The organism is Consotaella salsifontis (assembly GCF_900167365.1).
GTDB classification, from domain to species: domain Bacteria; phylum Pseudomonadota; class Alphaproteobacteria; order Rhizobiales; family Rhizobiaceae; genus Consotaella; species Consotaella salsifontis.
The window spans coordinates 99811-122164 of record NZ_FUXL01000011.1; the positions used below are offsets into that span (position 1 = coordinate 99811).

Annotated in this window: 21 protein-coding genes; 10 read left to right on the forward strand and 11 right to left on the reverse strand. The window is 65.1% G+C overall.

Annotated elements, in window-relative coordinates:
- Positions 1 to 263 precede the first annotated feature (263 nt).
- From B5D38_RS15595 to B5D38_RS15615, 5 genes are all read left to right on the forward strand, one after another.
- On the forward strand, positions 264 to 1763 hold the full coding sequence (locus B5D38_RS15595; RefSeq protein WP_116002777.1) for a LysM peptidoglycan-binding domain-containing protein: 1500 nt from the start codon (positions 264 to 266) through the stop codon (positions 1761 to 1763).
- Positions 1764 to 1847: 84 nt separating this feature from the next.
- Complete coding sequence (locus B5D38_RS15600) at positions 1848 to 3743, forward strand: ABCB family ABC transporter ATP-binding protein/permease (RefSeq protein WP_078709364.1); 1896 nt, start codon at positions 1848 to 1850, stop codon at positions 3741 to 3743.
- 51 nt (positions 3744 to 3794) lie between these two features.
- Positions 3795 to 4493: a phosphatidylserine decarboxylase gene (locus tag B5D38_RS15605; RefSeq protein ID WP_078709396.1), complete on the forward strand. Its 699-nt coding sequence runs from the start codon at positions 3795 to 3797 to the stop codon at positions 4491 to 4493.
- Positions 4493 to 5317, forward strand: coding sequence for a CDP-alcohol phosphatidyltransferase family protein (locus tag B5D38_RS15610; protein WP_078709397.1), 825 nt, complete (start codon positions 4493 to 4495; stop codon positions 5315 to 5317). The genes B5D38_RS15605 and B5D38_RS15610 overlap by 1 nt, the downstream gene beginning before the upstream one ends.
- A 45-nt stretch (positions 5318 to 5362) precedes the next feature.
- Positions 5363 to 5932 carry a pyridoxamine 5'-phosphate oxidase family protein gene (locus B5D38_RS15615; protein WP_078709365.1) on the forward strand — a complete coding sequence of 190 codons (570 nt, stop codon included), beginning with the start codon at positions 5363 to 5365 and terminating at the stop codon, positions 5930 to 5932.
- 69 nt (positions 5933 to 6001) lie between these two features.
- Here the strand turns inward: B5D38_RS15615 and B5D38_RS15620 are convergent, their stop codons facing one another.
- The 11 genes from B5D38_RS15620 to rpsF form a co-directional block, all read right to left on the reverse strand.
- Positions 6002 to 6742 carry an SDR family NAD(P)-dependent oxidoreductase gene (locus B5D38_RS15620; RefSeq protein WP_078709366.1) on the reverse strand — a complete coding sequence of 247 codons (741 nt, stop codon included), beginning with the start codon at positions 6740 to 6742 and terminating at the stop codon, positions 6002 to 6004.
- A gap of 2 nt (positions 6743 to 6744) precedes the next feature.
- Positions 6745 to 8202: an amidophosphoribosyltransferase gene (gene purF / locus B5D38_RS15625; protein WP_078709367.1), complete on the reverse strand. Its 1458-nt coding sequence runs from the start codon at positions 8200 to 8202 to the stop codon at positions 6745 to 6747.
- A gap of 204 nt (positions 8203 to 8406) precedes the next feature.
- Positions 8407 to 9036, reverse strand: a complete 630-nt coding sequence (locus B5D38_RS15630) for a CvpA family protein (RefSeq protein ID WP_078709368.1) — start codon at positions 9034 to 9036, stop codon at positions 8407 to 8409.
- 72 nt (positions 9037 to 9108) lie between these two features.
- Positions 9109 to 10485, reverse strand: coding sequence for a DNA repair protein RadA (gene radA / locus B5D38_RS15635; protein ID WP_078709369.1), 1377 nt, complete (start codon positions 10483 to 10485; stop codon positions 9109 to 9111).
- 11 nt (positions 10486 to 10496) lie between these two features.
- On the reverse strand, positions 10497 to 11639 hold the full coding sequence (gene alr / locus B5D38_RS15640) for an alanine racemase (protein ID WP_078709370.1): 1143 nt from the start codon (positions 11637 to 11639) through the stop codon (positions 10497 to 10499).
- A 64-nt stretch (positions 11640 to 11703) separates the two neighbouring features.
- Entirely contained in the window at positions 11704 to 13191 is a 1488-nt protein-coding gene (locus B5D38_RS15645; protein ID WP_078709371.1) for a replicative DNA helicase, read from the reverse strand.
- Positions 13192 to 13385: 194 nt separating this feature from the next.
- Complete coding sequence (locus B5D38_RS15650; protein ID WP_078709372.1) at positions 13386 to 14657, reverse strand: cyclopropane fatty acid synthase; 1272 nt, start codon at positions 14655 to 14657, stop codon at positions 13386 to 13388.
- 172 nt (positions 14658 to 14829) lie between these two features.
- The gene (gene rplI, locus B5D38_RS15655) at positions 14830 to 15420 is read right to left on the reverse strand and encodes a 50S ribosomal protein L9 (RefSeq protein WP_078709373.1); all 591 of its coding nucleotides are present in this window, start codon (positions 15418 to 15420) and stop codon (positions 14830 to 14832) included.
- 24 nt (positions 15421 to 15444) lie between these two features.
- Positions 15445 to 16407, reverse strand: a complete 963-nt coding sequence (locus B5D38_RS15660) for a DUF2232 domain-containing protein (RefSeq protein ID WP_078709374.1) — start codon at positions 16405 to 16407, stop codon at positions 15445 to 15447.
- A gap of 145 nt (positions 16408 to 16552) precedes the next feature.
- Positions 16553 to 16801 (reverse strand): 30S ribosomal protein S18, encoded by a 249-nt coding sequence (gene rpsR, locus B5D38_RS15665; protein WP_078709375.1) that lies wholly within the window; start codon positions 16799 to 16801, stop codon positions 16553 to 16555.
- A 5-nt stretch (positions 16802 to 16806) separates the two neighbouring features.
- Positions 16807 to 17259, reverse strand: a complete 453-nt coding sequence (gene rpsF, locus B5D38_RS15670) for a 30S ribosomal protein S6 (RefSeq protein WP_078709376.1) — start codon at positions 17257 to 17259, stop codon at positions 16807 to 16809.
- Positions 17260 to 17634: 375 nt separating this feature from the next.
- Between rpsF and fabD the strand changes: the two genes are divergently transcribed.
- The 5 genes from fabD to mltG all read left to right on the forward strand — a co-directional run bounded on the left by fabD (position 17635) and on the right by mltG (position 22335).
- Positions 17635 to 18573: an ACP S-malonyltransferase gene (gene fabD / locus B5D38_RS15675; RefSeq protein ID WP_078709398.1), complete on the forward strand. Its 939-nt coding sequence runs from the start codon at positions 17635 to 17637 to the stop codon at positions 18571 to 18573.
- 78 nt (positions 18574 to 18651) lie between these two features.
- Positions 18652 to 19389 carry a 3-oxoacyl-[acyl-carrier-protein] reductase gene (fabG, locus tag B5D38_RS15680; RefSeq protein WP_078709377.1) on the forward strand — a complete coding sequence of 246 codons (738 nt, stop codon included), beginning with the start codon at positions 18652 to 18654 and terminating at the stop codon, positions 19387 to 19389.
- Positions 19390 to 19568: 179 nt separating this feature from the next.
- Positions 19569 to 19805 carry an acyl carrier protein gene (locus B5D38_RS15685; RefSeq protein WP_078709378.1) on the forward strand — a complete coding sequence of 79 codons (237 nt, stop codon included), beginning with the start codon at positions 19569 to 19571 and terminating at the stop codon, positions 19803 to 19805.
- Between the two features lie 40 nt (positions 19806 to 19845).
- Positions 19846 to 21111 carry a beta-ketoacyl-ACP synthase II gene (gene fabF / locus B5D38_RS15690; RefSeq protein WP_078709379.1) on the forward strand — a complete coding sequence of 422 codons (1266 nt, stop codon included), beginning with the start codon at positions 19846 to 19848 and terminating at the stop codon, positions 21109 to 21111.
- A gap of 114 nt (positions 21112 to 21225) precedes the next feature.
- The gene (mltG, locus tag B5D38_RS15695) at positions 21226 to 22335 is read left to right on the forward strand and encodes an endolytic transglycosylase MltG (RefSeq protein ID WP_245319270.1); all 1110 of its coding nucleotides are present in this window, start codon (positions 21226 to 21228) and stop codon (positions 22333 to 22335) included.
- Positions 22336 to 22354: the final 19 nt, after the last annotated feature.

The following is a 22354-nucleotide window of genomic DNA, read 5'->3' on the forward strand; positions in this document are numbered from 1 at the left end:
GCTGATCTCGTGGCAAACAGGCGTTTCAAACGGCGGCTCGAGGCCCTGACCGGACCGAAATTCCGGCTTTCTTCGCAGGGATCGACAGTTCATCGCTCGCCGTGGCGCCCCTGAAGCTTGGTATGCTCGCAGGTTTTTCCGGCTCGCTCGTCTGCATCAGAACCCGCACAATTGACGCCGATCACTTGTTTGCCTTGCCGTCCTTGGATAAACCATTGGAAAACCGATGATCCGGGGGCCCCGCGGGATCGCGAGCGACTGCCATGAAACGTCCTTTGCCCGCCACTCTGATTTCCTCATGCGCGCTGCTTGCAGCCGTCCTGGCCGGCTATTGGAGCGTTCTCGATCGGGGGAACTCGATCACGCCGCGGCCGGCCGCGGACGACGCGCCAATGGCAGCGTCCTCGGGCGTTGACGCGCCAACGGCTGGCACTGAGGCCGGCCAGTCCGGTACAGATGTCGCCTCGCTTGCAGACAGTTCGAAGGTCGACGTCGGGGCTTCGAGCGCCGACGTCGACAAATCTGTCGACAAACCCAATGACGCGATGCCGGCCTCGGCGGTCAAGCCGCCATTACCCTCGCAAGGGGCGGAAGCGGGCGGAAGCGCCAAGCCAAGATTTGATCTGCTGCGCGTGGAGCCGGATGGCTCGACGGTCATCGCCGGCCGAGCGCCGGCGGGCGCGACGGTCGTGCTGGTGGAGGAAGGCAGAACGCTGGCCATCGACAAGGCCGGGCCCGACGGGGATTTTGCTCTGGTGCTCGATCAGCCTCTGGCGACGGGGCCGCACCAGATGCGCCTGGCCTTGGCGGATGAAAATGGCGCAACGACGGTGCTGTCGGATGACGTGGCCGTGGTCAGCGTTCCGCCGCGCGGGCACGAGAGCGATCTCCTGGCGATGATCGAGGCGCCGGGACAGCCCTCGCGTCTGGTCAGTGTGCCTGCTGTGAATGGGCCCGCGGAGAAAGTTGCCAGTCTCGGGCCGTCCGATAAGCCGTCGGCTTCGTCGAACTCGCCCGACGCGGCCACCACCGCTGAGGCCGAGTCTTCTGCGCCTCTGGCCAAGGGCGCGGCCGACTCCGCTGTCGCGGATATCGGCGCGGCGACGCTGGTAACGCCGACGTCCAATCCTGGATCTGCCAACAATCCCGCATCTGCCCATGCTGCCGCGGCCAACGCCGTCCTGATGGTGGAGGCGGTGGAGGTGGAAGGCGACAAGATGTTCGTCGCCGGGGCAGCAGAGGATGGCTCGACCGTCCGCGTCTATCTCGACAACGGCTTGCTGGGCGAGGATCATACCTCTTCCAAGCGGCGCTTCCTCGTTGCCGGACGGACTGCCGTTCCCGTTGGCAACCATTTGGTGCGCGCTGACCAGATCGGGCAGGACGGCGCCGTCGCCGCTCGCGTCGAGGTGGTCTTCAACCGTCCTAACGAACATGACACGGCAGCCGTGGCGCCCGGCATGTCGAGCGGCGACGACCGGGCGTCGACCCAGCCGGACGAGCAGGTTTCCGATGCGGCTCAGTCCATCGCGGTGCTGCGCCAGCCGCCCCTTGTGCCCCAGGACGGACGCGTGATCATTCGCAAGGGTGACACGCTCTGGGCTATCTCGCGCGACACCTACGGCCTTGGCAGGCGCTATACCGTGATCTATGTGGCCAATGGGGATCAGATCCGCGATCCGGACCGCATCTTCCCCGGCCAGGTGTTTCGCCTTCCCGTGGACGAGGGGGAAGCGAAAGATCGCGCGGCCGCAGTGAACTGAGGCCACTCAAACATCTTTTTGGCGCGGCTTTGAGGCGGAGCGGTCCTGCTTCGCCCAAAGCCGTTTTGTCGACGGAAGCAGGCATTGACCAAACCACCGCGCAAGACGGTCTCGGCTGACAGCGGAGGCACATTCACCACGCTGCGAAATCTCTGGCCCTATATGTGGCCGGACGATCGACCGGACCTCAAGGCTCGGGTGCTGTGGGCCTCGGTCTTCCTGGTGCTCGCCAAGGTGCTGACCGTTCTTATCCCCTACTTCTATAAATGGGCTACGGACGCGCTCAACGGCACCCATTCGGCGCGCGATTGGCTCCCCTTGGCCATCACCGGCGCGGTGACGCTGGTCGTCGCCTATAATTTCGCGCGCGTCGTCGCGGTCGCTCTCAACCAGCTTCGCGACGCGCTGTTCGCCCGTGTGGGGCAGCATGCGGTGCGCCAGCTCGGCCGCCGGACCTTCGTCCATATGCACCGGCTGTCGCTGCGCTTTCATCTGGAGCGGCGCACCGGCGGGCTGTCGCGCATCATCGATCGCGGCACCAAGGGGATCGAGGCGATCGTCCGCTTCACCATCCTCAACACCCTGCCGACATTGCTGGAGTTCGCGCTCACCGCGGTCATCTTCGTCCTTGCCTACGGCTTCTCCTATTTCGTCGTCGTTGCCGTCACGGTCGGCCTTTATCTCTGGTTCACGGTGGCGGCCAGCAACTGGCGTATCGCCATCCGCCGCGAGATGAACGACTCCGATAACGATGCAGGCACCAAGGTCATCGACTCGCTGCTCAACTTCGAGACGGTCAAGTATTTCGGCAATGAGCGGATGGAGGTCGAGCGCTTCGACGGTGCCATGGCGCGCTACGAGGCTGCGGCCATCCGCATCTGGACCTCGCTCGGCTGGCTCAATTTCGGCCAGGGCGCGATCTTCGGCCTAGGGATGGCGGCGGTCATGGTGATGTCGGCGCTGGAGGTTCGAGCGGGCACGCAGACCCTCGGCGATTTCGTCTTCATCAACGCGCTGCTGATGCAGCTCTCGATCCCGCTCAATTTCATCGGCTCGATCTATCGAGAGATCCGACAGGGACTGACGGATATCGAGCAGATGTTCGCGCTCCTCGACGTCGAGCAGGAGGTCAAGGACAAGGACGGTGCGCCGGACCTCGTGGTAACGGATGGCGCCATTCGTTTCGAGGACGTCCGATTCGGCTATGATCCCGAGCGTGAGATCCTGAAGGGCATCTCCTTCGAGGTGCCGCCGGGCCATTCGGTGGCCATTGTCGGGCCGTCCGGCGCGGGCAAGTCGACCATCTCGCGTCTGCTTTTCCGCTTCTACGACGTCACCGCCGGGCGCATCCTCGTCGACGGGCAGAATCTCGCCGATGTCGCGCAGGAGAGCGTGCGCGCGAGGGTCGGCATCGTGCCGCAGGATACGGTGCTGTTCAACGATACCATCGCCTACAATATCCGCTATGGCCGGACCGACGCCAGCGACGAGGAGGTGCGGCGAGCCGCCGAACTGGCGCAGATTTCGGACTTCATCGAAACGCTGCCTTTGGGCTTCGACACCATGGTCGGGGAGCGCGGGCTGAAGCTCTCTGGCGGCGAGAAGCAGCGCGTCGCCATCGCTCGCACCATCCTCAAGGCGCCGCCAATTCTGGTGCTGGACGAGGCGACGTCGGCGCTCGATACCCACACGGAGCAGGAGATTCAGTCGGCGCTCGATCTGGTGTCGAGGAACCGCACGACGCTGACCATCGCCCACCGCCTGTCCACCATCGTCAATGCCAACGAGATCATCGTGCTCAAGGCCGGCGAGATCGTCGAGCGCGGGGATCATCGAACCCTTTTGGAGCTTGGCGGCCTCTACGCGGAGATGTGGGCGATGCAGCGCGAGGCGAGCGAAGCGGAAGAGGCGCTGCGTCGGGCTCGCGAAACCGATGCGATTGGTGCTATCGAACGGCGCAAGCCGGCGGAAGTCAACTGATCGCGGGGCGCGCTCATCCCGTCCAGGCCGGCAAGGGAGATGCCTGACACCATGCATATCTTCGCATCCATTCGAAACGCTCTGGCCCCGGTTCACCGGGCGGGGTGGCCTTTCGTCGCCGGCTTCTTCGTGGTGTCGGTGGTGCTCGGCTTCCTGTGGCAGCCGCTGTTCTGGATCGGATTCATCCTGACGCTGTGGTGCGCGTATTTCTTCCGCGACCCCCAAAGGGTGACGCCGCTCGCAGAACACCTCGTGATGAGCCCGGCCGACGGCCGCGTCTCCCTGGTCGGTCATGTCCTGCCGCCGCGAGAGCTGGATCTCGGCGACGAGCCGATGCTGCGGATTTCGATCTTCATGGACGTGTTCTCCTGCCATGTGAACCGCAGCCCCGTGCGCGGAAAGATCAGCCGCATCATTTATCGCGCGGGCCAGTTCCGGAACGCCGAGCTCGACAAGGCCAGCGAGGACAACGAGCGCAACTCGCTGGTTTTGGAAACGGCGAGGGGAGAGATTGGCGTCGTTCAGATCGCGGGGCTCATTGCCCGGCGTATCGTGTGCTGGTCCGCCAGCGGCGACCGGCTCGAGGCGGGCGAGCGTTTCGGCCTGATCCGCTTCGGCTCGCGCCTCGATGTCTATTTACCTGATGGCGCGGTCGCGCGAGTCGCCGAAGGCCAGAACGCATTTGCCGGCGAGACCGTCATCGCGGAATTCGGGGAGGGCCTTGTTTCGTGGCCCGCGCGGCGCGACTGATGGCCGGCCCTTCTCCCTTCGCGCCGTTCGACGGCGAGGACGAGGGCGCGTCCGCCCGCCGCCGCATCCCGTTCCGCAGCATCATCCCCAATCTCATCACGCTGCTCGCCATCTGCGCCGGCATGACGGGCGTCCGGCTTGCCTTTGAGGGGCGCTTTGAGATCGCCGTCGCCATGGTTCTCGGCGCCGCAGCCCTCGACGGCATCGATGGCCGCATCGCGCGCCTGCTGAAGGGGCAGAGCCGCTTTGGCGCCGAGATGGATTCGCTCGCCGACATCGTCAATTTCGGCATCGCGCCGGGTCTGCTGCTCTACGCCCACACGCTAAAGGAGGCGGGGTCGCTCGGCTGGATCGCGGCGCTCCTCTACGCCACCGCCTGCGCCCTGCGTCTGGCGCGGTTCAACACCATGCTCGACGATCCGCACCAGCCGAAATGGCACACCGGCTACTTTGTCGGTGTGCCCGCGCCGGCGGGGGCGGGGCTGGCGATGCTGCCCATGTATCTCAGCTTCATGGGCGTCGACCTTGGTTATTATCCGGCGACGGCGACGCTCTCGGCTCTCTATATCGTCTTCATCGGTCTGTTGATGGTGAGCCGCCTGCCGACCTTTTCCGGCAAGAGCGTCGGCATCCGCCTGAGGCGCGACGTGGTGGTTCCGCTCATTCTGCTCGTCGTGCTCTACGTCGCGTTGCTCATGAGCTTCCTCTGGCAGACGCTGGCGGCGACGGCAGTCGCCTATTTCATCTCCATCGTCTTCTCTGTCCGGTCCTATCGCGAGCGCGCCCGGCGCGAGCGCGAACACGAGCACGAGCACGGCTACTGACCGACTGCGGGGCGGGATCGGCGCAAAAATCAGGGAAGGGCAGGGATGGCCAAACGCTTCGAGACCATTGACGAGAGCCGGCGGGAGTTCATCCGGCGGCAGAGGATGTTCTTCGCGGCGTCCGCCGCCGAAGGGAGCCGGATCAACATCTCGCCGCGCTCGACGGAGCACTTTCACGTTCTGTCGGACCGGAGCGTCGCCTATCTCGACCTGACGGGAAGCGGCAGCGAAACCTCGGCCCATCTCAAGGCGGATGGCCGCCTCACCATCATGTTCTGCGCGTTCGAGGGCGCGCCGCTCATCCTGCGGCTCTACGGTCGGGGGCGAAGCGCCTTCCATGGCTCGGAAGCCTTCGAGGCGTTTCTTGCGGAGCATTACGACGGCAAGGCGCCTGTCGGCGCGCGGCAGATCGTCTTGCTCGATGTCGAGCTGGTGCTCACGTCCTGCGGCTTCGGCGTGCCGCTCTTCGACTATGTCGGGGAACGGCCAACCCTGACCCGCTGGGCTGAGAAGAAGGGTGAGGAAGGGCTGGTCGAATACCGGCGCGAGAAGAACTCGGTCAGTCTCGACGGTCTGCCGACGGGAATGCCGGAAGCCGCCGATCTTTTCACCTGAGCGTTCGGATTCGGTTCTGCAGAAGACTCAAGCGCCGCTCGATTGATCGTCGAACGACGCCTGCCGGTATCAATCCGGCATGTGGTAGTTGAGAAATCGGTTCTGCCGCACGTCGAAAACGCGTCCGGTCTCGGTAAGGTCGGGAAGGGCGAGAGGCAGGATCTTCTCCGCAACTTCCTTTGCCGTCGGCAAAGTCTTGGGGTCCTCGCCGGGCATGGCCTGCGCGCGCATGGCCGTGCGTGTTGCGCCAGGATTGACCGAATTCACCCTGAGCGGCAGGTTCTCGGTCTCCGCCGCCCAGGAGCGGGCGAGCGCCTCGACAGCCGCCTTGCTGGCCGCGTAGAGCGACCAGAACGCCTTGCAGGAATGCGCGGCACCGGAAGACATGATGATGGCGCGGCCGGCGTCCGAGCGGCGAAGCAGCGGATCGAGCGAGCGGATCATCCGCCATGTGGAGGTGACATTGACCGTCATCGCCTCCTCGAAGGTCTTCGCCTCGATGTGGCCGATGGGCGCCAGAACGCCGAGCCGCCCGGCATTGCCGACGAAGATGTCGAGCTTTCCCCAGCGCTCCGCGATGGCGCCGCCGAGCCGGTCGATCCCGCCCATGTCCTTGAGGTCGAGCGGCACCAGCGTCGCGCTGCCGCCGTCGCCCTTGATGAGGTCGTCGAGGTCCTCGAGCCCACCCACGGTGCGCGCCACCGCAATCACATGCGCGCCCTCGGCGGCGAGAAGCCGCGCGAGCTGAAAACCGATACCGCGTGAGGCGCCGGTGACAAGGGCGGTTCTACCGTCGAGGCGTCCGGTCATGACTAAACGATCCCTCCCAGGAGCGGCAGTTCGCGATCCTTGTCGCCGTTCGCGTCGTGGTCCGTGAGCGATGTCGGATAGTCGCCCGTGAAGCAGGCATCGCAGAACTGCGGTTGCAGATGATGGCGCTCGGGCTCTCCGGCGGCGCGATAGAGCCCGTCGATCGTCAGGAAGGCGAGGGAATCCACGTGAATGAACTCCGCCATCTCCTCCACGCTCATGTGCGAGGCGAGAAGCTTGGACTGCTCGGGCGTGTCGACGCCGTAGAAGCAGCTGGCGCGGGTCGGCGGGCTGGCGATGCGCATATGGACCTCGCTCGCGCCCGCCTCGCGCACCATGCGCACGATCTTCTGCGAAGTGGTGCCGCGCACGATCGAGTCGTCCACCAGAACGATGCGCTTGCCTTCCAGCACCTCGCGGTTGGCGTTGTGTTTCAGCTTGACGCCCATATGGCGGATGGCATCGCTCGGCTGAATGAAGGTGCGCCCGACATAGTGGTTACGAATGATGCCGAGTTCAAAGGGCAGATTCGCCGCCTGAGCGTAACCGATGGCCGCCGGAACGCCCGAATCGGGCACCGGAACCACGAGATCCGCCTCGACGCCGCTTTCCCGCGCGAGCTCCGCGCCGATGCGCTTTCGAATCTCATAGACGTTGCGACCCTCGACGATGGAATCGGGCCGGGCGAAATAAACGTATTCGAAAATGCAGAAGCGGGGGCGCCGCGCCTGGAATGGAAACAGGCTCTCGATGCCGTCTTCCGTCACCACGACCACCTCGCCGGGCTCGATATCGCGCACGAAGTCGGCGCCGATGATATCGAGGGCGCAGGTTTCAGACGCGAGGATCGGCGAGCCTTCTAGGTCGCCGAGCACCAGGGGGCGGATGCCCAGCGGATCGCGCACCCCGACCATCTTCTTGGGCGACATGCCGACGAGCGAGAAGGCACCTTCGAGGCGCGACACCGCATCGATGAACTTGTCGACGAAGCGCCGGGCTCCTGACGTCGCCACGAGATGCAGGATCGTTTCCGTGTCGGAGGTGGAGGAGAAGATCGAGCCGCGACGCTGAAGATCGCGCTGAACGGTGCGGGCATTGGTGATGTTGCCGTTGTGCGCGACGGCGAACCCGCCGGCAGAAAGCTCGGCAAAGAAGGGCTGCACGTTGCGCAGGCCGCCGCCGCCGGTGGTGGAATAGCGGGTGTGGCCGATAGCGCAATCACCAGGCAGGCGTTCCAGAACCGCCTGCTTGGTGAAGTTGTCGCCGATAAGCCCGGCGTGGCGCTCGATGTGGAACTGGGCGCCGTCGAAGGAGACGATGCCCGCCGCTTCCTGTCCCCGATGCTGAAGCGCATGAAGGCCGAGGGTGACGAGAGCCGACGCGTCGGTCCGTCTGAAAATTCCAAAAACGCCGCACTCCTCGTGAAGGGAGTCGGCGTCGCCAAAAGGCGTCTCGTCCATCAGCTCACCATTCGCGCGCCGCAGGGCGCTCTACCATCATTGCGGACACCACTTGGCAATTCCTGAAGAAAAACCAAGGCTTTCGCTCCTTCTCCATGGGGGGAAAAGGCGAAAAGACGGCAACTTTGTCGGCGGCCTGCACCTGATGCCCGGGGCCCGCCCGGTTTACGTCATCAGCAAGTGCTCGGCCGTTCCGCCAAGTGGTCAATCGGACGGCGGTTCGGCCGAGTTGTCGGGCTCGCTGTCGGGCGCATTGCCCGGCGCGGCGTCGATCGCCGCTCCGTTTTCGATGGCGCCTTCCACCGTGCTCGGCTCGCCTTCTTCGCCGCCACGGATATGGCCGAGAATCGCCTTTTCCGGGTTTTCCGGAAGCGCGGCCACCAGTTGCTGGCCGAGGTCGTCGAGCATGGGCTTGGACTGCGCGTTTGCGATCCAGGTCGGCTGGTTTTCCGGAACCAGCCAATTAAAGAACAGCATGGCGACGACGACGAGGAGAAGTCCCCGCGCCGCGCCGAAGAGAAAGCCGAGCGCCCGGTCGAGCGCGCCGATGCGGCTGTCGATGATGAAGTCGGCGATCCGCAGCGTGATGAAAGAGACGATGATCAGCGTGATCAGGAAGACCGAGAGCGCCGCGACGGCCATCGCCACCGTGCCGTTGCTGATATAGCGCGCGACGAAGGGCGTCACGGGCTCGTAGAAGACGAAGGCCGCAGCCGCGGCCGCCAGCCACGAGACCACCGACAGCACCTCGCGCGAGAAACCGCGCACCATCGCGAGAAGGCCCGAGACCAACATGATCGCGATGAGGATCGCATCGAGCAAAGTGACGGTCATTCGCCGAGAAACCTCGTCTGACGTTGCTTCACCGCACGGTTACACTCGCACGGCCGCCGAAAATCAAGAGCTTCACGCGGCACTGCCCGCGATGCTCGCCACCAGTGCCGGCAGGGCTTCGACCGCCTGGGCGGCAACGTCCATATCCTTCGGCAAATCGAGGCCGGCAGCTGGAAGGACAGCGCGCCGGAAGCCAAGTTTTGCCGCTTCCTTGAGACGCTGACCTCCGTGTGCGACGGCACGAATGCCCCCCGAGAGGCTGATCTCGCCGAAATAGACGCTGTCGCTCGGAAGGGCAAGTCCGCTGAGCGAGGAGACGAGCGCCGCCGCGACCGCGAGATCGGCGGCCGGTTCAACGATTCGAAACCCGCCGGCCACGTTCAAATAGACGTCATGCTGCCCGAGTCGGATGCCGCAATGAGCCTCGAGCACGGCAAGCACCATGGCCAAGCGCGCCGAATCCCATCCGACGACCGCGCGCCGGGGGGTGCCGAGAGACGTCGGGGCGACCAGCGCCTGGATCTCGACCAGGACAGGGCGCGTGCCCTCGATGCCCGCGAAAACGGCCGCGCCCGGCGCGCTCGAATTGCGCTCGCCCAGGAAAAGCTCGGAAGGGTTCTGCACCTCGCGCAGCCCGATGTCCGACATCTCGAAAACGCCGATCTCGTCGGTCGGACCGAAGCGGTTCTTCACCGTGCGCAGGATGCGGAAGTGGTGGCCTGCCTCGCCCTCGAAATAGAGGACGCCGTCGACCATGTGCTCGACCACGCGCGGGCCGGCGATCTGGCCTTCCTTGGTGACGTGGCCCACGAGGATGACGGCAGCACCACTCGCCTTGGCATAGCGGATGACCGCCTGAACGGAGCTGCGGACCTGGGTGACGGTGCCGGGCGCCGATTCGGCCATGTCGGTCCAGAGCGTCTGGATCGAATCGACGACGAGAAGGTCCGGCCGACGGCCTGTGTCCAGCGTCGCTAGAATGTCCTCGACATTGGTTTCCGCCATCAGCATCACGCCGGTGTCGCCCGCGCCGAGGCGCTGCGCCCGCAGCCGGACCTGCGCCACCGCCTCTTCGCCCGAGACGTAGATCACCGACTGCTTGCGGCGGGCGAGCGCGGCCGAGACCTGCATCAGCAGCGTCGACTTTCCGATGCCGGGATCGCCGCCGACGAGCAGCGCCGAGCCGCGCACGATGCCGCCGCCAGTCGCCCTGTCGAACTCATCGATTCCCGTGACGATGCGGGGCGCCTCCTCGCTCTCGCCCGCCAGGGGCAGGAGCGCCGCGGGCTTGCCCTTTCGCTTGGTGCGCTGCGGGCCACCGCCGATACCACCGGTGCTGCTTTCCTCGACGATGGTGTTCCACTCGCCGCAGGCATCGCACCGGCCCTGCCATCGGGCATAGACGGAGCCGCAGTTTTGGCAGATGAAGGAGGTCTTTCCGCGCGCCAAACCGATCCCCCTCAGCGCCAGACGCGCGTGACACGGGTGCCGAGCCCGGTCAGCAACTCGTAGGAAATGGTGCCGGCCGAGCGGGCAACGGCATCGATCGAGATGTTCTGCCCGAAGAACTCCACCGGGTCTCCGGGCTTTACCGCTCCTTCGGGAAGGCCGGTGACGTCGATCAGCGTCAAATCCATGGAGATGCGTCCGAGAATCGGCGCGCGGCGGCCGGCGACGAAGACGGAAGGACCTTCCGCGAGCTGACGGATGGCCGTGCCGGCGCCCGACGCGGCGCGGTGAAAGCCATCGGCATAGCCAAGCCCGACCGTGGCAATGCGGGTGTTGCGGGAAAGCTCGGCGGCGGCGCCATAGCCGGCGGCCTCTCCCGTCTTCGCGGTGCGGACCTGGAGCACGTGGGCGGTCAGGGTTGCAACCGTGCGGATCGCGCCTTGATCGGCCATGCCCGCTTCGCCCCCGTAAAGTGCGATGCCCGGACGCGTGACATTGAAGTGGAAATCGGAGCCCAGGAAGACGCCGGCCGAATTGGCGAGAGAGCGCTCAACGCCGGGAAAGAGCGCGGATAGCTCGGCGAAGCGCGTAAGCTGATCGCGGCTCTGGCGTGAGCCCGGCACGTCCGCCGACGCGAGGTGGCTCATGACGAGGACGAGGCGCAGGCGGCCGTCCGCCGTCAGCCCCGCAATGCGCCGCGCATCCGCCTCCTCGACGCCGAGGCGGTTCATGCCGGTTTCGAGCTGCAGCCCGGCGGGCGAGGGGGCGCCGGTTTCGCTCTCGACCCACAGCGCCACGTCGTCTGGATTGGCGAGGATCGGGAAGAGCTTAACCTCGCGGCAAAGCCGGGCGGCAGGGCGATCGAGCCCCTGCAGAACGAAGATGCGCCCATCGGGGCCGATCTCCTGGCGCAGCGCAGCGCCCTCGCTCGCCCAGGCGACGAAGAAGTCTCGGCAACCTTCCTCGAAGAGAGCCTTCGCCACGGGAACCGCGCCCAGCCCGTAGCCATTCGCCTTGACGGCGGCGCCGGTGCGCGCGCCGGGCGCGCGAGAAGCGAGCAGCCGCCAGTTGGCCTTCAGCGCATCGCTATCAATGGCGACGAAAGGCATGCGGGAGCGGTCGGCGGCCGCGGCGGAGAGGACTGTCTCGGACATTGAGGGCTTCGATTCGAAATTCGGACTTGGGGCTCGAAGCGCCGAAGCTAGACCTGATCGGTCCTCATTCAAAGCGCTCCGGCAGATAGGCTTCCTCGGCAAGATCGGTGAACCGCGTGTACTCCGCCTGGAACGCCAGCTTTGCCGAGCCGGTGGGGCCGTGGCGCTGCTTGGCGATGATCACCTCGGCCTTGCCGCGCGCCTCGTTCATCTCCGCTTCCCACTTCAGGTGTTCGTCGGTGCCGAACTTCGGCTCGCGGCTCTGGAGATAATACTCCTCGCGATAGACGAAGAGCACGACGTCGGCGTCCTGCTCGATCGAGCCTGATTCGCGAAGGTCCGAGAGCTGCGGGCGCTTGTCCTCGCGCGCTTCCACCTGTCGCGAAAGCTGGGAGAGCGCGATGATCGGCACGTTCAGCTCCTTGGCAAGAGCCTTGAGGCCGGTGGTAATCTCAGTAATTTCCTGCACGCGGTTCTGCGCCGAGGCCTTGGACGAACCCTGCATCAGCTGCACGTAGTCGATCACCATGACATCGAGTCCGCGCTGACGCTTGAGGCGACGGGCACGCGCGGCGAGCTGGGCGATGGAGATGCCGCCGGTCTGGTCGATGTAGAGCGGAATCTTCTGCATCGTCTCGGAACACGCGATGAGCTTCACCAGCTCCGAATCGTTGATCTCGCCGCGACGAATCTTGGAGGAAGAGATTTCCGTCTGCTCTGAGATGATACGGGTGGCGAGCTGTTCGGCCGACATTTCGAGGCTGAAGAAGCCGACGACGCCGCCGTTTTTCGCCGTGAAGCTGCCGTCCGCCTGCTGCGCCGGCTCATAGGCGCTGGCGATGTTGAAGGCGATGTTGGTGGCCAGCGAGGTTTTGCCCATGGCGGGGCGGCCGGCGAGGATAATCAGGTCCGACGACTGCAACCCGCCCATGCGCGCGTCCATGGCATTGATGCCCGTGGATACGCCCGACAGTCCGCCGTCCCTGTCCTTGGCCGCCGTGGCCATCTGGACGGCGAGGGTCAGCGCGTCGGTGAAGGACTGGAAGCCGCCATCGTAGCGGCCGGTTTCCGCCAGCTCGAACAGCCGCCGCTCCGCATCCTCGATTTGCGACTTGGGCTCCATGTCCAGCGGCGCGTCGTAGGCGATGTTGACCATGTCCTCGCCGATGCGGATCAGCGAGCGGCGGAGCGCCAGATCATAGATCGCCCGACCATAGTCGCCGGCATTGATGATGGTCGTTGCCTCGGCCGCGAGGCGGGCAAGGTATTGCGCGACGGTCAAGTCGCCGACGCGGTCGGCCGCCGGCAGGAACGTCTTCATCGTCACCGGATTGGCGATCTTGCCCATCCGGATCATCTCGCTCGTCTTGGCGAAGATTTCCCGATGAAGCGGCTCGAAAAAGTGATCCGGCTTCAGAAAATCATGAACGACGTAATAGGCGTCGTTGTTGACGAGGATGGCGCCGAGGAGCGCCTGCTCCGCTTCGATATTGTTGGGGGCCTCGCGATAAAGCGTGGCCTCCTCTTCCATTTTGCGCGCCGCATCCGCCATGACGGCTCGTCTCCTCGTCGATGAACGGGACCGTCATATAGGACGGGCGAACGCGATCAAGCCACGATGGCGACATCCAGGATGCCCAATGTGGCAGCCGTGCTCCGACCCGAAGTCATCCACCGGAAGTCACAGGCGCCGCTGTTAACAGCGGGGATAACGGCGCCACCTGTCGCCTCGGTGGATGCCTCAGCCTACTCGGCCGCGTGGCAGATCCTGATCTCCGGCTCGCGCACCCCCGAATCGACCGCCCGCAGATCGTCCTCCGCCTTCATCATGTAGCCGCGTGTCAGTGGCACCGTGTCGACCCGCTTGGCGAGCTGCACCTGGAAGACCATCAGCCCCTGCCAGCGGAAGGCGCTTTCGGACGCGGCGAGATAGAACTCCCACATTCGGCAGAAGCGCTCGTCATAGATCGCCTTGGCCTCGTCCCAATGAGCCAGGAACCGCTTGCGCCATTCCAGAAGCGTCTCGGCGTAGTGCAGGCGCAGGATCTCGAGATCGGTGACCATGAGCCCCGCGCGCTCGATGGCCGGCAGAACCTCCGACAGGGCGGGAATGTAGCCGCCGGGGAAAATATACTTGGCGATGAACGCATTGGTGTTCGACGGCGGATCGAATTGGCCGATGGAATGGACGACGGCGACGCCGTCTTCCTTCAAAAGGCGCGCCACTTGGCCGAAATACTCGTCGTAGAAGTCGCGGCCGACATGCTCGAACATGCCGACGGAGACGATACGATCGAACGGGCTCGTGATCGCGCGGTAATCCTCGATCTTGAAGCGCGCGTGTTCGCCGAGGCCGGCCTCGGCCGCGCGCCGGTTCGCGACGCGGAACTGCTCGTCGGACAGCGTGACGCCGGTCACGTCCGCTCCGCAGAAACGGGCGAGATAGAGGGCGAGCCCGCCCCAGCCGCAGCCGATGTCCAGCGTCTTCAGACCAGGCTGCTCGAACAGCAGCTTGGCGGCGATGTGCCGCTTCTTGGCGAGTTGCGCCTCTTCCAGGCTGGCGCCCGGCTTCTCGAAATAGGCGCAGGAGTACTGCCGGTCCTCGTCGAGGAAGAGGGAGTACATGACCCCGGAAAGATCGTAGTGATGCTGCACGTTTTTTCGCGCGCGCCGGGGCGTATTGTTCTGGATCACGCGTCGGAAGAGCAGGCGCATGCGCTCGATCGCGCGCATCCAGGGTTCGGCGGTGGCATTGTTGCCGGCGTTTTCGAACACGACCTTGAGAAGGTCGAAAATCGACCCCTTCAGAAATTCGATCTCGCCGTTCATGTAGCATTCGCCGAGGTGCAGCGCCGGGTTCATGACCACCTTGCGCTCGACCGCTTTGTGATTGAAGCGAGCATGAACCGGGGTCCCCGACCCGTCTCCCCAGGTCCTGCTCTCGCCGGTGGCGCTCGTAAGGGTAAGCGCTCCCTTCTTGACGATGTGATCCAGATAAAAGGTTAGGAGCCTATTCATCCACCGCTACTCCAAAACTAGAAGACGTCGATGTTCCATCAGGCGTTTTTGATAAATTGGTTTCCAATGAATATTACTTTAGCCCCTACCTTTCCAAAGAAAAGGCCCCGGAGCCGAGCTCCGGGGCCTCGGGGCTGACGACAGCCCAGTTTTAGATCGTTTGGGAAGCTTATCAAGCCGAAGCTTCGGTTTCCTCGGCGGCGGCGTCCTCGGAGACCTCCTCCTCGTCTTCCTCGTCCATGGCCTCTTCTTCCTCGATGCCATAGATGGCTTCGGCAGAGGTCAGGTCCTCGCCACGCGACTGACGCTCGGCCTCGTCGGCGGAACGCGCGACGTTGAGCGTGATCGTCACCTCGACCTCCGCGTGGAGCGCGATGGCGACCTCGTGAAGGCCGATGGTCTTGATCGGGCTGTTGAGCTCGACCTGGTTGCGGCCCACCTGGAAGCCGGCCTCCTTCAGGATGTCGGAGATGTCGCGCGTCGAAACGGAGCCGTAGAGCTGGCCGGTTTCGCCGGCCGAGCGCACGACGGTGAAGGACTTGCCCTTGAGCTCGTCGGCGACGACGGCCGCCTCGCTGCGCCGCTCGTTGTTGCGGGCGATGAGCTGGGTCTTTTCAGCTTCAAAGCGCGCGCGGTTGGCGTCGTTGGCGCGCAGGGCACGCCCGCTCGGCAGAAGATAGTTGCGGGCATAGCCATCGCGCACCTTCACGGTGTCGCCCATCTGGCCGAGTCTGGCAATGCGTTCGAGAAGAATGACTTCCATCGGAGTGTCCTTTCGGGAGAGATGTCAGGAGGATGAGGCGGACTTGGCCGCTTTCACGGTTTCAACGATGCCGAGCACGGTGAAGATCGCGATCGGAAAGGTGAGGAACAAAATCGCGGCGTAGCTGCTGAACAGCAGCAGCCCCCGCCCGGCGCGCCCACGCGTCAGGCGGTGGAGGGCGGCGAGGCCCGCCAGCGTGAAGGCCGCGAGGAAGGCCCCCGCCGGAACGGCGAAGAGCAGCCCGACAGGGGCGGGCGCGAAGCTCGCGGCAACCGCGAACGCCAGCGCCGCCAGCGTCCAGGCCGGCAGCTTCACCGACGATGGCACGTCGTCGCGCGGCCGGGTCAGGCGCCCGGACCGGCGCACGATCCAGCCGGAGATATAGAGGCAGCAGGCTTGAACGACGACCAGAACGGCGGGCTGCAGGAACGGGACCATGCCGACGACAAGGCGCGAGAACTCGCGGATCTGCTCCTCGCTCGCCGCCTCCATCGAGCCGCTTTCATGGCTGGTCAAGGTGCGGCTGACGACCTCGGCCATGTCCTCGGCATCGTAGCCCGCGAGCCAGCCGACGACGAGGCAGCCGAGCGCCGCCGAAACCGCGATGCCGACGAGAACGCGGCCGAGCGGATACCAGTCGAGCCGAGGCGGCGCCGCGTTGATGCCGCCAGCCTCATCCGTCGCCGATGCGGGCGCTGGACGCGCGAGGCCGGCGAGATAGCCGACCATGGCCGCGGGAAGCGTCATCGAGGCGAAGAGGATCATGCCGCTGTAGGGCGAGCCGGTAAAAAGCGCCAGCACGATGGCCGAAGCCGCCGCGGCGACGAAGCCGGCGCGAGATCCCCAGCCGAGGCTGGCGAGATAGATCGGGATAGGTGCGGCGAGGGAGAGGCTGACGGCCGTCCACGACTGCAAGACCAGCCCGGCGAAGAGCAGGGCGCTGGCAGCACCGGCGGCAAGGCCGACGAGGATCGCGGAGGGCTTCATCAATGCGCTGTCCTGCTCGTTCTGGCAGTTAGGGGCGGGTCATGGCGTGACCGGCTCCAACTCGGGCTTTTCGTTTTCCCGACGCGGCCCGACCGCCCGGGGAAAGAGAGCGGCGCGGGCGCCACTCTCTGTGATCACATGAGTCCTACTTCAGGACGTAGGGCAGAAGGCCGAGGAAGCGCGCGCGCTTGATGGCACGGGCGAGCTCACGCTGGTTCTTCTGCGACACCGCCGTGATGCGCGACGGCACGATCTTGCCGCGCTCGGAGATGTAGCGCTGGAGAAGGCGGACGTCCTTGTAGTCGATCTTCGGCGATTCGCCGCCGGAGAACGGATCGGCCTTGCGGCGGCGATGGAAGGGACGGCGAGTCGGAAGCTGTGCAATATCGACCATGAGTCTTACTCCGAATCGTGGTCGCGGCTGCGGCGCGGCCGATCATCATCGCGGCGCGGACGGTCATCGTCGCGGCGCGGGCGGTCGTCGTCACGGCGCGGGCGATCGTCGCGGCCGCCACGGCGCGGGCGGTCGTCACGCTTCTGCATCATCGCCGAGGGGCCGTCCTCGTGCTCTTCGACGCGGATCGTCATGTAGCGCAGGATGTCTTCGTTGAAGCGCATCTGGCGCTCCATCTCCTGCACGGCAGCCGCCGGCGCGCTGATGTTCATCAGCGTATAATGCGCCTTACGATTCTTATTGATGCGGTAGGTGAGGGTCTTGAGACCCCAGTTCTCCACCTTGCCGACGGAGCCGCCATTTTCCTCGATCACGCCGCGATACTGTTCGACGAGCTGATCGACCTGCTGGCTGCTGATGTCCTGTCGGGCAAGGAACACGTGCTCGTAAAGAGCCATGAGATTGCCTTTCCGTTTCTACTCTTCGCAATGCCCGACCACAGCGCTAAGCCTCTGCGACTTCCATTGCGATCACCCGAGGGCGAGAGCGGAAAGGCGCGTTATCGAGGGGTCGAGAGCGGAGACACGGGAAGCTGGCGTGTTGTGCCACGCCTTCAGCCGGGTGGAACCGGCCGCCTTCCGTTCAGCCACCGGCTGAGACCCGGGCACAAACAGGGGCTCGCTTAACCGATTTCTCCACGCCATTCAAGGCGGCTGTGGGCGGCAAACAAAGCTTCTCTCCATGCTTGCGCCTTGACAGGGCGACCATCGGTGGTCATTTCCCGCGCCAGCAGCGGCAATCGCGACAATGTTAACGACGACGAAAGCGTTCCGATGGCACTCGCATTGATCTTTCCCGGCCAGGGCAGCCAGTCCGTCGGCATGGGGCGTGAGCTCGCCGAGGCCTACCCGGCGGCGCGACAGGTCTTCGAGGAGGTCGACGAGGCCCTTGGCGAGAAGCTGTCCGATCTCATTTGGGCTGGCCCGGAAGACAGGTTGACGCTCACCGCCAATGCTCAGCCGGCTCTGATGGCGGTGTCGCTGGCGGCTCTGCGGGCGGCTGAGGCGGAAGGCTTCTCCGTGGATAAGGCGGCTTATGTCGCCGGGCACTCGCTTGGCGAATACTCGGCGCTCGCCGCCGTGGGCGCGCTTTCCGTGGCCGAGACGGCAAAGCTGCTGCGAATTCGCGGCGAGGCGATGCAGAAGGCGGTACCCGCCGGCAAGGGCGCGATGGCGGCGGTGCTCGGCCTCGACCACGATGCGGTGGTCGCTCTTTGCGAGGCGTCGGCGGAGGGCGAAGTCTGCCAGCTTGCCAATGACAATGGCGGCGGGCAGATCGTGATTTCGGGAGACAAGGCGGCTGTCGAGCGCGCCATCGCACTCGCCGGCGAACGCGGGGCGAAGCGGGCGATCCCGCTTCCCGTTTCCGCGCCCTTCCATTGCCGCCTGATGCAGCCGGCCGCCGAGCGCATGGCGGAAGCCCTCGCCGGGGCGGAGATCAGGGCGCCTCGGGTGCCGGTGGTGGCCAACGTCGTCGCGGCCGCCATCACTGATCCCAATGAGATCAGGACGCGCCTCGTCGAGCAGGTGACCGGGCAGGTCCGCTGGCGCGAAAGCATGGAATACTTGGCCGGCCAGGGTGTGGACACGCTGTTCGAGCTGGGCAGCGGCAAGGTGCTTTCCGGGCTGGCCAAACGGATCGACAAGCGCCTCAAGGCGCAGCCGGTCGGTGCGCCGGCGGATATTCAGGCGGCCCTGTCGCTGTTGAACTGAATTCGGCATCCTTGCCGCTCGATCAGCCCTTTGTCGGGCGCTTTGGCGCGGCGGGTGTCTTTATGAGGATTGAGACCGATGTTTGATCTTTCCGGCCGCAAGGCTCTTGTCACCGGCGCATCCGGCGGCATTGGCGAGGCGATCGCCAGGTCGCTTCATCAGGCGGGAGCGACGGTCGGCCTTCACGGCACGCGCCGCGAGAAGCTCGAGGCGCTGGCAGGCGAACTCGGCGAGCGTGTTCACGTTTTCCCCGCCGACCTTTCGTCGCGTGAGGAGCAGACGGCGCTCGCCGAAACCGCGGACAAGACGCTCGATGGCGTCGACATCCTGGTCAACAACGCGGGCATCACCAAGGATGGCCTGTTCGTGCGCATGACCGACGGCGACTGGGACAAGGTGATCGAGGTCGATCTCACGGCCGCCTTCCGGCTGACGCGCGAGCTCACCCAGCCGATGATGCGCCGCCGCTTCGGGCGCATCATCTCGATCTCCTCGGTGGTCGGCGTCATCGGAAATCCCGGCCAGGCCAACTACTGCGCCGCCAAGGCCGGCATGATCGGCTTCACCAAGTCGCTCGCCCAGGAAATCGCGTCGCGCAACGTCACGGTGAACTGCATCGCGCCGGGCTTCATCTCCAGCGCGATGACCAACAAGCTGAACGATAAGCAGCGCGAATCGATCATGGGCATGATTCCCATGCGGCGCATGGGCGAAGTGGCCGAGGTCGGAGCGACGGCGGTGTTTCTGGCATCCGCCGAGGCATCCTACATCACCGGCCAGACGATTCACGTCAACGGCGGCATGGCGATGATCTGAGAGCTCTCCAGGCGCCTTGCGCCTGGGGTTGCGCTGCCCTCTCGCTTGGCCGGCACGATGTGCCGTGTTATGCGCGGGTGCCGAATTTACCAGGGCGGAACGATCCGCCTTGGGTCGAATAGCTTGATTCCACGCGTCCTCGCGGATAACGAGGGCTAGCAACAAACAGAGGACTGACAATGAGCGATACCGCTGAACGGGTTAAGAAGATCGTCGTGGAGCATCTCGGCGTCGAACCCGAGAAGGTCACCGACAATGCCAGCTTCATCGATGACCTGGGCGCCGACAGCCTCGACACGGTCGAACTCGTGATGGCGTTCGAGGAAGAGTTCGGGGTCGAGATTCCCGACGACGCCGCGGAGACGATCCTGACCGTTGGGGACGCTGTTTCCTTCATCGAGAAGAATCAGTCCTGATGCTCCGGCAGCGCTGACTGCCTCTGCACAAGAGACATTTATGAGACGAGTGGTCATCACCGGCGTCGGCATGGTCAGCCCTCTGGGGGTCGGCGTCGATGTTTCATGGCAGCGTCTTTTGGCGGGGCGAAGCGCCGCTCGACGCATAGAAAACTTCCAGGCCGACGATCTCGCCTGCCGTGTCGCCTGCCAGATCCCCCGCGGTGACGGTAGCGACGGCACCTATAATCCCGATCTTTGGATGGAGCCGAAGGAGCAGCGCAAGGTCGACGATTTCATCGTCTACGCCGTGGCTGCTGCCTCCGAGGCGCTCGACGATGCGAGCTGGCATCCCGAGTCCTACGAGGATCAGATCGCTACCGGCGTTCTCATCGGCTCGGGAATCGGGGGCCTGCAGGGCATCGAGAAGACGTCGCTCATTCTCGCCGAGAAGGGGCCAAGGCGCGTCAGCCCGTTCTTCATCCCCGGCAGCCTGATCAACCTCGCTTCGGGCCATGTCTCGATCCGAAACAAGTTGAGGGGGCCGAACCACTCGGTGGTCACGGCCTGCTCGACGGGGGCCCATGCCATCGGCGACGCCTCTCGGCTGATCGCGCTGGGCGACGCCGAGGTGATGGTGGCCGGCGGCGCGGAATCGCCCGTCTGTCGTCTTTCGGTGGCGGGTTTTGCCGCGTGCAAGGCGCTCTCGACGCACTTCAACGATGATCCGGAGCGGGCTTCGCGGCCCTACGACAAGGATCGCGACGGCTTTGTCATGGGCGAGGGCGCCGGCGTGGTCGTGCTCGAGGAACTGGAGCATGCACGCGCTCGTGGCGCCAAGATCTACGCCGAGGTGATCGGCTATGGCCTTTCGGGCGACGCCTATCACATCACGGCCCCGGCCGAGGATGGCGACGGCGCGTTTCGCTGCGTTTCGGCTGCTCTGAAGCGGGCGGGGATTTCCGCGAAGGATCTCGACTACGTCAACGCGCATGGCACCTCGACGCCGATGGGCGACGAAATCGAGCTGAAAGCGGTGGAGCGTGTGCTGGGCGACGCGGTGGAAACCGTATCGATGTCGTCCACCAAGTCGGCGACGGGGCATCTCCTTGGCGCCGCCGGTGCGGTCGAAGCGATCTTCAGTGCGCTCGCCATCCGCGACAATGTGGCGCCGCCGACGCTCAATCTCGACAATCCGTCGGTTGACACGAAGATCGACCTCGTGCCGCACAAGAAGCGGGAGCGAAAGATCGACGTCGTCCTTTCGAACTCGTTCGGGTTCGGCGGCACCAACGCTTCCTTGGTGCTGCGTCGATTCGCGGACTGATGGGCGGGCCGGTGACGGCCCTCCCATCGTCTTCCGTCTTTCGCCACATTCGAATGGTGCTTCGAGGGATCGAAGAATAGCCTCAAGGGTAGCGTGGTGACGGACGACAACAGCGTGAGACAAGAGCCGGCCGAGGCGGAGACGCAGCCTCCTTCCCGGAAGGGGCGGCGCGCGAAGCCTCCGCGGCCCAAGCGCCGCTCGCGCTATCTGCGCAACAACGGCCTCATCATCTTTCTGAGCTTCCTGCTCACCGTCGGCCTGGTGGCGGCGCTCGGGGCCGCCGGCTTCTACGCCATGTTCGAGGGACGGGGCCCTCTCAGGCAAGAGACCACCTATCTCATCGCGCGCAACTCCGGGGTGACGACGATCGCCGAGGGGCTCGAGGAGGCCGGCATCATTCGCGACGCGCGGGTGTTCCAGCTCGGGACCCGGCTTTCGGGTGCGGGTGGCCAGCTCAAGGCCGGCGAGTATGCCTTCGCACCCGGCGAATCGATGCGCGAGGTGATGGAGAAGCTGAAGAGCGGAAAATCCATCCTCCACAGCCTCACCGTGCCCGAGGGCCGAACGGTGCAGCAGGTCTACGATCTGGTGAAGGCCGAGCCGACGCTGTCCGGTGACCTTCCACCTCTCGCGCCCGAGGGCTCACTGCGGCCCGAAACCTACCGGTTCACGAGAGGCATGAGCCGTGGGGAACTCATCGACACCATGGCCAAGGCCCAGGAGCGTTTGGTCAAGGAGGTCTGGGAGGAGCGCGACCCCGACCTTCCGGTCAAGGACATCAACGAGTTCGTGACGCTGGCGTCCATCGTCGAGCGCGAAACGGGGGTCGACGGCGAGCGTCCGAAGGTTGCGGCGGTCTTCGTCAATCGTCTTAGAAAGAAGATGCGGCTCCAGTCCGATCCGACGGTGATCTATGGCATCTGGGGCGGCGCGGGAAAGCCGTCCGACGAGCCGATCCGGCAATCGCACCTCAAGGACGACAACCCCTACAACACCTACGTCAACGGCGGCTTGCCGCCGGGGCCGATCGCCAATCCGGGCCGCGCCGCGCTGGAGGCTGTGGCGCATCCGGCAAAGACCAGCGACCTCTATTTCGTGGCGGACGGCACGGGCGGGCACGTCTTTTCCGCGACGCTCGAAGAGCACAACGCCAATGTCCGCCACTATCGGGAAATCCTGCGGCAGCAGGGCGCGGAGCCAGCGGACGAGGCGTCCGGCCAGTGACGCGGAAAGCACGATCGGA

Bases quoted from the DNA above. Each gene is read 5' to 3' on its own strand.
- B5D38_RS15595 (WP_116002777.1), top strand. From the start codon at position 264: ATGAAACGTCCTTTGCCCGCCACTCTGATTTCCTCATGCGCGCTGCTT.
- B5D38_RS15605 (WP_078709396.1), top strand. From the start codon at position 3,795: ATGCATATCTTCGCATCCATTCGAAACGCTCTGGCCCCGGTTCACCGG.
- B5D38_RS15610 (WP_078709397.1), top strand. From the start codon at position 4,493: ATGGCCGGCCCTTCTCCCTTCGCGCCGTTCGACGGCGAGGACGAGGGC.
- B5D38_RS15615 (WP_078709365.1), top strand. From the start codon at position 5,363: ATGGCCAAACGCTTCGAGACCATTGACGAGAGCCGGCGGGAGTTCATC.
- B5D38_RS15620 (WP_078709366.1), bottom strand. From the start codon at position 6,742: ATGACCGGACGCCTCGACGGTAGAACCGCCCTTGTCACCGGCGCCTCA.
- purF (WP_078709367.1), bottom strand. From the start codon at position 8,202: ATGGACGAGACGCCTTTTGGCGACGCCGACTCCCTTCACGAGGAGTGC.
- B5D38_RS15630 (WP_078709368.1), bottom strand. From the start codon at position 9,036: ATGACCGTCACTTTGCTCGATGCGATCCTCATCGCGATCATGTTGGTC.
- alr (WP_078709370.1), bottom strand. From the start codon at position 11,639: ATGTCCGAGACAGTCCTCTCCGCCGCGGCCGCCGACCGCTCCCGCATG.
- B5D38_RS15645 (WP_078709371.1), bottom strand. From the start codon at position 13,191: ATGGCGGATGCGGCGCGCAAAATGGAAGAGGAGGCCACGCTTTATCGC.
- B5D38_RS15650 (WP_078709372.1), bottom strand. From the start codon at position 14,657: ATGAATAGGCTCCTAACCTTTTATCTGGATCACATCGTCAAGAAGGGA.
- rplI (WP_078709373.1), bottom strand. From the start codon at position 15,420: ATGGAAGTCATTCTTCTCGAACGCATTGCCAGACTCGGCCAGATGGGC.
- B5D38_RS15660 (WP_078709374.1), bottom strand. From the start codon at position 16,407: ATGAAGCCCTCCGCGATCCTCGTCGGCCTTGCCGCCGGTGCTGCCAGC.
- rpsR (WP_078709375.1), bottom strand. From the start codon at position 16,801: ATGGTCGATATTGCACAGCTTCCGACTCGCCGTCCCTTCCATCGCCGC.
- rpsF (WP_078709376.1), bottom strand. From the start codon at position 17,259: ATGGCTCTTTACGAGCACGTGTTCCTTGCCCGACAGGACATCAGCAGC.
- fabD (WP_078709398.1), top strand. From the start codon at position 17,635: ATGGCACTCGCATTGATCTTTCCCGGCCAGGGCAGCCAGTCCGTCGGC.
- fabG (WP_078709377.1), top strand. From the start codon at position 18,652: ATGTTTGATCTTTCCGGCCGCAAGGCTCTTGTCACCGGCGCATCCGGC.
- B5D38_RS15685 (WP_078709378.1), top strand. From the start codon at position 19,569: ATGAGCGATACCGCTGAACGGGTTAAGAAGATCGTCGTGGAGCATCTC.
- fabF (WP_078709379.1), top strand. From the start codon at position 19,846: ATGAGACGAGTGGTCATCACCGGCGTCGGCATGGTCAGCCCTCTGGGG.